Here is an 8310-nt window from a genome sequence, read left to right as displayed (position 1 = left end):
GTTCCATCCTCCCCTCCCCGATCATCTTGATTTGCCGATAAAGTTGATCAGATCGGGTGGAGCCCTAAAAGTTCCACGCATTTGTTATCTTTATAACTCATATAGTTATAAGATCTTACCTATGAGTACCCCCTAAAGCCGAGAAGCAAGTACACCTTCGGAGGTCGTTATGGGTGGTGGACAACCCCGTCTGCAGGTCCGAGACCGGATCCGGCGGAAGTACTACAGCATCCGGACCGAAGAGGCGTACGTGGACCGCATCCGGCGCTTCGTATTTCATCACAACAAGAGGCACCCCTGGCGACATGGGGGCGGCGGAGGTCGAGACGTTCCTGACCCACCTCGCGGTGGCGAAGCGGCTGTCGGTCTCGACGCAGAACGAGGCCAAGAGCGCGGTCCTATTCCTCTGCAAGGAGGTCCTCGGGGAGCCTCTGCCGTGGCTCGAAGGCGTCGAGTCGGCGCGAAGGCCGGAGCGCCTCCCCGTCGTCTTGACCCGCCAGCAGGTCGAATCGATCCTGGCACACCTGAGCGGCATGGTGGGATTGAGGATCCGCCTGCTCTACGGGACCGGCATGCGAAGTGGCAGGATATTTACGCTCATTCCTCCCCGTAGTCCACGAACCTCTCCATTCCGACCAAGCGCTCGTCCTCGGGCAGGTCGATGAGGCGGACGCCCTGGGTGTTGCGGCCGACGATGCTGATGTCGCGGGCCGGGGTGCGCACCAGCATGCCGCGGTTGCTGACCAGCATCACCTCGTCTTCGTCGCGGACCGCGATGGCGCCGACGAGCAAGCCGTTGCGCGCCGTCGTCTGGATGGCGATGACGCCCTGGCCGCCGCGCCCGTGGCGCGGGTAGTCCTCGACCGGGGTGCGCTTGCCGTAGCCGCGCTCGGTGGCGCACAGGATGTGGGTGCCGGGCACGACGATGATGAGCGCGATGACCGTCTCGCCCTCGGCGAGCCGGAGGCCGCGGACCCCGCGCGCCGTGCGTCCCATGGCGCGCACCTCCCCTTCCCGGAAGCGCACGGCCTTGCCGGTGCTCGAGAACAGCATCACGTCCTGCTCCCCGTCGGTCAGGGCGACGCCGACCAGCCGGTCGCCGTCGGGGAGGTCGATGGCGATGATCCCGCTCTGGCGCGGGCGTGAGAACTCGGCCAGCGGGCATTTCTTGACGACGCCCTGGCGCGTGGCCAGGAGCACGAAGCCCTCCTGCTCGAAGGACTTGATGGGCAGGATGGCCGTGATGCGCTCGCCCTCGGCGAGCGGCAGGAGGTTGACCATGGGCTTGCCGCGCGCCGTCCGTCCCGCCTGCGGCAGCTCGTAGACCTTGAGCCAGTAGAGCCGGCCGAGGCTCGAGAAGCACAGGATGGTGTCGTGGGTATTGGCCACGAAGAGCTTCTCGATGAAGTCCTCTTCCTTCATCGCGGTGGCGGTCTTGCCCTTGCCGCCGCGGCGCTGCGAGCGGTATTGATCGAGCGGCTGGGCCTTCGCATAGCCTTCGTGCGAGAGGGTCACGACCACATCCTCCTCGCCGATGAGGTCCTCGAGCCGGAGATCGGCCGCATCGGTACGGATCTCGGTGCGGCGCGCGTCGCTGAACTGATCCCGGGCCGCCGTGAGCTCCCCGCGGATCACCTCCATGAGCCGTTCGGGAAGCCTCAAGATATCGAGGAGGTCCTGGATCTGTTTCAAAAGCGACTGGTATTCCTCGATGATCTTGTCTTGCTCCAGGGCCGTGAGCCGCTGCAGTCTCAAATCCAGGATCGCCTGGGCCTGGACTTCGGAGAGTCTATAGCCCTCTGCGCTGAGGCCGTATTGCTCGGGTAGATCGCGTGGTCGCGAAGACTCGGCCCCCGCGCGCTCCAGCATCTGGACCACCACACCGGGCGCCCAGACGTTGTCCATCAGGCCGCGCTTGGCCTCGGCGGGGCTCGGCGAGGCCTTGATGAGGGCGATGATGGGGTCGATGTTGGCCAGCGCCACCGCGAGCCCCTCCAGCACATGGGCCCGATCGCGCGCCTTGCGAAGCTGGTAGAGGGTACGGCGCGTGACCACCTCGCGCCGGTGGCGCAGGAAGCACTCCAGGATCTCCTTGATGTTCAGCGTCCGCGGCCGGCCCTGCACCAGGGCCACCACGTTGATGCCGAACACCACCTGCATGTGGGTGTGCTGGAAGAGGTTGTTCAGGACCACTTCCGCGATCTCCCCGCGCTTGAGCTCGATCACCAGGCGCATGCCGTCCTTGTCGGACTCGTCGCGCATCTCGCGGATCCCTTCGAGCTTCTTGTCCTTGACGAGCTCGGCGATGCGTTCCTGGAGCTTGGCCTTGTTGACCTGGTAGGGCAGCTCGGAGACCACGATGCGTTCTCCCTCGTTCTCGAACGCGGTCCTGGCGCGGAGGTAGATGCGCCCGCGGCCGGTCGCGTAGGCCTCGCGGATCCCGGCGATGCCGTGGATGATCCCCGCGGTCGGGAAATCGGGACCGGGGATGAGCTCGCAGAGGGCCGGGATCGTCAGCTCGGGCCGCTCGATCAGCGCCAGGCAGGCGTCGATGACCTCGCGCAGGTTGTGCGGGGGGATGTTGGTGGCCATCCCGACGGCGATCCCGGTCGAGCCGTTGATCAACAGGTTGGGGATGCGCGTCGGCAGGATCGAGGGCTCGGTCTCCGAGCCGTCGTAGTTGGGGACGAAATCGACCGTCTCCTGATCGAGATCGGCCAGCAACTCGTGGGCGATGCGCGACATGCGCACCTCGGTGTAGCGCATGGCCGCTGGGGCATCGCCGTCTACCGAGCCGAAATTGCCCTGCCCATCGATGAGCATGTAGCGCAGCGAGAAGGGCTGGGCCATGCGCACGATCGTGTCGTAGATGGCCACGTCGCCGTGGGGGTGGTATTTACCGATGACGTCGCCGACCACGCGCGCCGATTTCTTGTAGGGCTTGTTCCAGTCGTTGCCGAGCTCGCGCATCGCGTACAGGACGCGGCGGTGTACGGGCTTGAGCCCGTCGCGGGTGTCGGGCAGGGCGCGCCCCACGATGACGCTCATGGCGTAGTCCAGATAGGACTGGCGCATCTCATCTTCGATGTTGACGGGGGACAGCTCTTTGGCGAAATCGACCATGGCCCAATTCAATCAACCAGAGGCTCTAGGAGAGGGCGGGGGGTGTCCGCATCTTAGCATAGCCGGCGCACCCCTTCGGCGGCCTGTGCCCCGCGCCGCAGCAGGGTGGCGGCGAGAAATCCGGGCTACAGCGCCTCCGCCGCGAAGTCCGCGAGCCGTGAACGCTCGCCGCGCAAGAGGATCACATGCCCGCTGTACTCCCACTCTTTGAAACGGTCCACCGCGTAGGTCAGGCCCGAGGTGGTCTCGCTCAGGTAGGGGGTGTCGATCTGGGCGAGGTTGCCGAGGCAGACGATCTTGGTGCCGGGGCCGGCGCGGGTGATGAGGGTCTTTATCTGCTTCGCGGTCAGATTCTGGGCCTCGTCGATGATCACATAACGGTTCAGGAAGGTGCGGCCGCGCATGAAGCTGAGCGAGCGGATCTTGATGCGTTTCTGTAACAGATCGGTGGTGGCGGTGCGGCCCCAGTCTCCGCCGACATCGGTCTGCGTCAGGACCTCCAGGTTGTCGAGCAAGGCCCCCATCCAGGGCGTCATCTTCTCCTCCTCGGTGCCGGGGAGGAAACCGATGTCCTCGCCCACCGGCACCGTGATGCGGGTCATGACGATCTCGCGATAACGCTGCATCTCCATGGTCTGCGCGAGGCCCGCGGCGAGCGCCAGCAAGGTCTTGCCGGTCCCGGCCGTGCCGAGCAGGGTCACGAAATCGACGCCCGGGTCCATGAGCAGGTTCAAAGCGTAGTTCTGCTCGCGGTTGCGCGCGGTGATGCCCCAGACGGCGTTGCGGGCCGCCCGGTAATCGACGACCTTCTGGAGCGTGGTGCGCTCGCCCTGCCCGCGCTGGACAATGACCTCGAAGCCCTGCTGGCCGGGCTGGTAGAGGAACTCGTTCGGGTACCAGCGGCGCGCCAGCGGCCCCTGCACTTCATAAAAGGTACGGTCGTGCTCCTGCCAGCAGCGCATGTCCTCGCCATGACGCGCCCAGAAATCGGGGGGGAGCTCATGGGTGCCGGCATAGAGCAGGCGGGCGTCGTCGATGACCCGGTCGCTGTAGTAGTCCTCGGCCGGGACGCCCAGGACACGCGCCTTGATGCGCAGGTTGATGTCCTTGGAGACCAGGATGACGGTGCGATCGGGGCGGAGCGGCCCCAGCGCGATGGCCACGGCCAGGATGATGTGGTCCGGCTTGTTGCCGGGCACGGGCGCGGGCAGGTCCACGCTGAGCTGCTCGGTCTGCAGGAACAGGCGTCCGCCCCGCGGCCCCAGAGGAGTAATCGGTCCCCCGGGGAGGTCGCCGTTGCGAGCACTGGTCGGCTGCGGGAGTAGCAGCCCGTGCTCGATGGCCCGGCGGTCGGCGTCGCCGATCAGCTCATCCAGGAAGCGGCTAACCTGGCGGGCGTTGCGGGCCAGCTCCGAGGCGCCTTTCTTGGCCGCGTCCAACTCCTCCAGGACGACCATGGGCACGTACAGGTCATGCTCCTCGAAGCGGAACAAGGCCGTCGGATCGTGCAGCAACACATTGGTGTCGAGCACGAACAGCCGTGGACGGGGCTCGGTGACCACCGCGGCGCGCTCTGCAGGTCGGAGCCGCGCCCCCTAGAGGGTCTGGAGCGCGAGCAACACCTCGGCGACGTGGCCTTCCACCTTGACCTTGCGCCATTCCCGGCGCAACACGCCAGCGCCATCGATGAGGAAGGTGCTGCGTTCTATCCCCATGACCTTCTTGCCGTATAGGTTCTTCTCCTTGAGAACCTCGTACTGACGGCACAGGGCCTCGTCCTCGTCGGCCAGGAGCTCGAAGGGCAGGCACTCCGCACCCTTGAAACGCTCGTGGGAGCGCAGCCCGTCGCGCGACACGCCCAGCACGACGGCATGGGCGCGCGCGAACGCCGGTAACTGGTTGCGGAAGTCCCGGCTCTCGACGGTGCAACCCGGGGTGCTGTCCTTGGGGTAGAAATACAGGACCACGGCGCGGCCTCGGAGCGCGGACAACCGGATCGATTTCCCGCCGGTCGCGGGCAACTCGAAGTCGGGCACCGGGTGGCCGAGCGCGGGCGGGCTCATGCTGGTGGGCTCATATGGGGCCTTACTTGACGGGTTCCATGACCGCATCCAGGTTGAGCTGGTCGCAGAGATCCATGAACTCGCCGCGCAGCGCCGCGATGGAGGTGTTGGTCGGGACGCTGATGGTCACGTGCAGTGAGAACATGGGGGTCCCGGTATGGGCGGCCGAGTAGCTGCCGGTGAACAGCTCTTCGATGTTGATGTCCCGCGACGAGAAGAACTGCGCGATGTCGTGGACGATACCCGGCCGATCGCTCGCCACCACCTCGACCGCGTAGGGCATGAGGTTGGCGACCTTCTCGCGGACCTCGGTGCGGCGCGAGATGAGCGTGAGGTCGAGGCTGTCCTCGAGGCGCGGGATCATGCTCTCGATCTTGGCGATCGCATCCCAGGTGCCCGCGAGGAGCAGGATCACGGCGAACTCGCCGCCCAGGACCGCCATGCGGCTGTCGAGGATGTTGCAGCCGCAGTCCTTGACGGCCTTCGATAATTGATGCACGAGCCCCGGGCGGTTGTTGCCGAGGGCGGAGATGACGAAGTGATTCTGCATCCTGGGTCCGGGCGCCGGGCCAAAGGGCGAACGAAAAGTATACCTGAAATCGTGCCGGGATCCGCCAGCCGGAGGCGCCGCGAGCGCCGGAGAAAGGGGCGGGACCGTCCTTGTCAAGTGCGGAGCGGGCACGTACTATGCCCGGTCCATGACGGGCGTTGAGAGACGCGATCGATGTTTCGAGGCAGTATCGTGGCCCTGGCCACGCCGATGGAGACGGGGCAGGGCGCGGAGGTCCCCATCGATTGGGATGGGCTGCGGGGGCTTTGCGAGTTCCATATCGAGAACGGCAGCGACGGCATCGTGGCCGTCGGGACCACGGGTGAGTCCGCGACCCTGAACGAAGAGGAGCACTGCGAGGTGATCCGCCAAGTCGTCCGGCAGGTCCGCAAGCGGGTGCCGGTGATTGCCGGCACCGGCGCCAACGCGACCACCGAGGCCATCCGTCTGAGCGCCTGCGCGCGCACCGCCGGTGCCGATGCCTGCCTGCTGGTCACACCGTACTATAACAAGCCCACGCAAGAGGGGCTCTATCTGCACCATCGGGCCGTGGCCGAGGCGGTGGCCATTCCCCAGATCCTGTATAACGTCCCGGGCCGCACGGCCTGCGACATGCTGCCCGAGACGGTGGGGCGCCTGTCTCGGGTCAAGCACATCGTCGGTGTCAAGGAGGCGACTGGAGACCTGGATCGCGTCGAGGCCTTGCGGGAGCGCTGCGGGCCCGATTTCGTGCTCCTGAGCGGGGACGATGCCACCACCATGGAGTTCATCCTGCGGGGCGGGCAGGGGGTGATCTCCGTGACCGCCAATGTGGCGCCGAAGGCCATGCACGAGATGTGTGCCGCCGCCGCGACCGGGGATCGAGCGCGGGCGGTTTCGATCGATGCGCGGCTCCGCGGCCTGCACCGTGATCTGTTCGCCGAGTCCAACCCCATCCCGGCGAAATGGGCGCTCCACCAGATGGGGCTCATCCGACGCGGGATCCGACTGCCCCTGACGTGGTTGGCCGAGCCCTGTCATGCGCGCGTCCGGGAGGCCATGCGGCAAGCGGGTGTCCCCGTGGCCGCCGCGGAGGCATCCGCGTGACCGCCCGTGGCCGCCGCGGAGGTATCCCGGCGTGTCCCTAAACGTAGTTGTTTCCGAGGGTCCCGAGCGGGGCCCGAACGTGATGTCAAGCGTGAGGCAAGACCCTATGATGCGTGGGCTCATGGTGCGTGGATTGATCCTCGGTCTTTGCCTCTCTGCGATGCTCGGGTGCAGTTGGTTCCCCACCTTCGACGATGTCATGCCGGACCGCAACAAGGAGTACCAGAAGAGCGCGTCCCTGCCGGACCTCGAGATACCCCCCGATCTGTCCTCCGATGCCGTCTCGGACACCCTGTCGGTACCGGAGGTGGACGCCAAGGGTACCGCCAGCTATTCGACGTATCAGGAACGCATCGCCAGGCGCGGCAGCGGCGAACGGTCGGGGGGTGACTCGGGCGGAGAACCGTATCGTGCCCCGGCGGAGGAGTACCCGGAAGACGTCCCGACGCCGGAAGACACCACCGCGCTCGACGACAGCCGCTCCGACGACGGCCGGTCGGACGACGATCCGGACGAGCGCATTGCCGACGAGGACGCCGATTACAGCTCACCGGCCGACGAGGAGGAAGAGGCATCGGAAGCCGAGCCCGAGTCCGAGTCCCGATCCTATGGCGCCCGCACCCCGGCCGGCGGTGGCGACGATGAACCCGCGGAGGAGCCTGAAGAGGATCCCGCAGAAGAGACCGAACGTTCGCCGCCGCCCGCCGCCGTTGGCGTCGGTCAAACGGGCGCGGGCGGGCGGGCCGAGCTCGTGAGCGCCGGTGAGGGCAAGAAGTACCTGCGTGTCACCGAGGACTTTTCCGAGGCCTGGCATCTGACCGGTCAGGCCCTGGCCAAGGCCGGCTTCACGGTCGCGGACGAGGATCGGGATCGCGGCGTGTATTTCGTCGATTTCACCGGGGCTCCGGGTGCCGCCTCCGAGCAGGGGGGTTTCCTATCGTCCCTGGTCTTCTGGCGCGGCGACGCAACCGAGCACGAGGTGCAGTTGACCGGCATCGGCGAGAAGACCGAGGTGGTGGTGCTGGACGAGGACGGCAACTGGGAGAGCGGCCCGGTGGCCGACGAGATCCTGACGCGCTTGGAGACCGCGCTCAATCAGGCCGGGGAAGGAACGGAATAGCGGGACCTCGACCGGACGGAGGGTTTGTGAAAAACCTATCCAAACATATTCGGAATTTCAGGTACGTGGACAAGCTCGATCTCCCTCCGGGAGAGCACCGAGAAACTCCCTCCCGTGTCCGTGCTTTTTACGGACGGGGGGCTGGGGAGGGGGTTAGACCTACACGCGCTGACCAAGCTTTTTCCTGGGCGGCGCCTTTACCCCCACCCTGACCCTCCCCCGCTCCGCAGGGGAGGGGACCGGGATCTCGCTCTCCTGCAAAACGGGGCGGTACCCGACTGTAATCGAAGAGCCATCATTTCGACGTGCCGCCGAGCCACAGGGACTCGACGCGCCCGGCCGTCAGGGTGATCTGTCCGGGGTAGCGA

6 protein-coding genes and 1 pseudogene are annotated in these 8310 nt (G+C 66.3%); 3 read left to right on the top strand and 4 right to left on the bottom strand.

Features of this window, described 5'->3' with window-relative positions:
- Nucleotides 1–169 precede the first annotated feature (169 nt).
- Nucleotides 170–575, top strand: a pseudogene (locus tag M3461_07705) (phage integrase N-terminal SAM-like domain-containing protein).
- 22 nt (nucleotides 576–597) lie between these two features.
- On the opposite strand, the gene gyrA reads toward M3461_07705, so the two are convergent.
- The 4 genes from gyrA to M3461_07685 form a co-directional block, all read right to left on the bottom strand.
- A complete protein-coding gene (gene gyrA, locus M3461_07700; protein MDQ3774244.1) occupies nucleotides 598–3123 on the bottom strand; it encodes a DNA gyrase subunit A in 2526 nt (841 codons plus the stop codon).
- A 125-nt stretch (nucleotides 3124–3248) separates the two neighbouring features.
- Nucleotides 3249–4685 (bottom strand): PhoH family protein, encoded by a 1437-nt coding sequence (locus M3461_07695; protein MDQ3774243.1) that lies wholly within the window; start codon nucleotides 4683–4685, stop codon nucleotides 3249–3251.
- Nucleotides 4686–4718: 33 nt separating this feature from the next.
- The gene (locus M3461_07690) at nucleotides 4719–5186 is read right to left on the bottom strand and encodes a peroxiredoxin (protein MDQ3774242.1); all 468 of its coding nucleotides are present in this window, start codon (nucleotides 5184–5186) and stop codon (nucleotides 4719–4721) included.
- A gap of 22 nt (nucleotides 5187–5208) precedes the next feature.
- Nucleotides 5209–5736, bottom strand: coding sequence for a glycine cleavage system protein R (locus M3461_07685; GenBank protein ID MDQ3774241.1), 528 nt, complete (start codon nucleotides 5734–5736; stop codon nucleotides 5209–5211).
- A gap of 174 nt (nucleotides 5737–5910) precedes the next feature.
- Between M3461_07685 and dapA the strand changes: the two genes are divergently transcribed.
- Together dapA and bamC are read left to right on the top strand one after the other, a co-directional pair.
- Nucleotides 5911–6822: a 4-hydroxy-tetrahydrodipicolinate synthase gene (gene dapA / locus M3461_07680; protein MDQ3774240.1), complete on the top strand. Its 912-nt coding sequence runs from the start codon at nucleotides 5911–5913 to the stop codon at nucleotides 6820–6822.
- Between the two features lie 106 nt (nucleotides 6823–6928).
- Complete coding sequence (bamC, locus tag M3461_07675) at nucleotides 6929–7942, top strand: outer membrane protein assembly factor BamC (GenBank protein ID MDQ3774239.1); 1014 nt, start codon at nucleotides 6929–6931, stop codon at nucleotides 7940–7942.
- The last annotated feature ends 368 nt before the right edge of the window (nucleotides 7943–8310 follow it).

The organism is Pseudomonadota bacterium, from assembly GCA_030860485.1.
GTDB lineage: Bacteria > Pseudomonadota > Gammaproteobacteria > JACCXJ01 > JACCXJ01 > JACCXJ01.
The sequence above is the reverse complement of the archived record's forward strand: the minus strand, read 5'-3'. Positions and strand labels throughout refer to the sequence as shown.

Excerpts from the sequence above, each read along its gene's own strand:
- gyrA (MDQ3774244.1), bottom strand. The coding sequence starts at position 3,123 with ATGGTCGATTTCGCCAAAGAGCTGTCCCCCGTCAACATCGAAGATGAG.
- M3461_07690 (MDQ3774242.1), bottom strand. The coding sequence starts at position 5,186 with ATGAGCCCGCCCGCGCTCGGCCACCCGGTGCCCGACTTCGAGTTGCCC.
- M3461_07685 (MDQ3774241.1), bottom strand. The coding sequence starts at position 5,736 with ATGCAGAATCACTTCGTCATCTCCGCCCTCGGCAACAACCGCCCGGGG.
- dapA (MDQ3774240.1), top strand. The coding sequence starts at position 5,911 with ATGTTTCGAGGCAGTATCGTGGCCCTGGCCACGCCGATGGAGACGGGG.
- bamC (MDQ3774239.1), top strand. The coding sequence starts at position 6,929 with ATGATGCGTGGGCTCATGGTGCGTGGATTGATCCTCGGTCTTTGCCTC.